A 1,030-nucleotide genomic window follows, 5' to 3' on the forward strand; every position below is an offset into this window, starting at 1 on the left:
CTGGAAAGTCTGGTGGCGGCGCTGGAACAGGCGCCGGAAACCCCGGTACGGGCAGTTGAAATCCTGCCGGAAGCAGAACGTACACTGTTATTAACTACTTGGAATACAACGGAAACTGCCTATCCAGAGGCATGGTGTCTCCATCAGTTATTTGAGCAGCAGGTGGCGAAAACCCCACAGGCGACCGCTTTAATAATGGGTGATGAATCCCTGAGCTACCGCGAGTTGAATACACGGGCGAATCAGTTGGCTCACCAGTTAATCGGACAAGGCGTTTGCCCCGGCGATTCGATTGTGCTGATGTTTGAGCGCTCCGTGGTACTGGTGATGGCACAACTAGCAGTACTGAAAGCCGGTGCCGTTTACGTCCCCCTGGATCCCAGTGTGCCGGATGAGCGGAAAAACTGGTTGATCGATGACTGTGCCGCCAAATTGTTACTCACCGATACACAGGCAGATATTCCGGCTGATCTGGCGGTGCCGCTGCTGCGTCTTGCCAATGAGAGCAATACAAACAGTGAACAATATAGCGTTAACCCTGATTTGCCCCGTGTCAGTACGGATTTAGCCTATATCATGTATACCTCCGGCTCGACGGGCACCCCGAAAGGGGTGCTGGTGCCGCACCGAGCTGTGGTTCGATTGGTCATCAATAATGGTTATGCGGCCATCGAACCGGATGATCGGGTGGCCTTTACCGCGAACCCGGCGTTTGATGCCAGTACCTTTGAAGTCTGGGCGCCGTTGCTTAACGGTGGCACGCTGGTGGTGATTGATCATACCACCTTATTGACACCAGTGGAGCTAATCCGGGCTTTACAGACCTACGGTATCACGGTGTTGTGGTTGACCATCGGGCTGTTTAACCGGCTGGCAGTAGAGCTATCCCCGGCGCTGCCGCAGATAAGAATACTGATTTTTGGCGGCGATATTCCCGATTCATCAGTGATTGCCCAGGTGCTGAAACATTGTCCGCCGCAACAACTGTTGCAGGCCTATGGTCCGACGGAAGGCACCACCTTTACCACGA

1 protein-coding gene is annotated in these 1,030 nt (G+C 54.0%); it reads left to right on the forward strand.

Going from position 1 to position 1,030, the window contains the following annotated elements; translation table 11 throughout:
• On the forward strand, positions 1-1,030 hold a 1,030-nt coding region (locus tag Xind_RS19605), incomplete at both ends, for an AMP-binding protein (RefSeq protein WP_246432641.1).

Origin of the sequence: Xenorhabdus indica, from assembly GCF_014467235.1 — a bacterium.
Taxonomy (GTDB): Bacteria; Pseudomonadota; Gammaproteobacteria; order Enterobacterales; family Enterobacteriaceae; genus Xenorhabdus; species Xenorhabdus indica.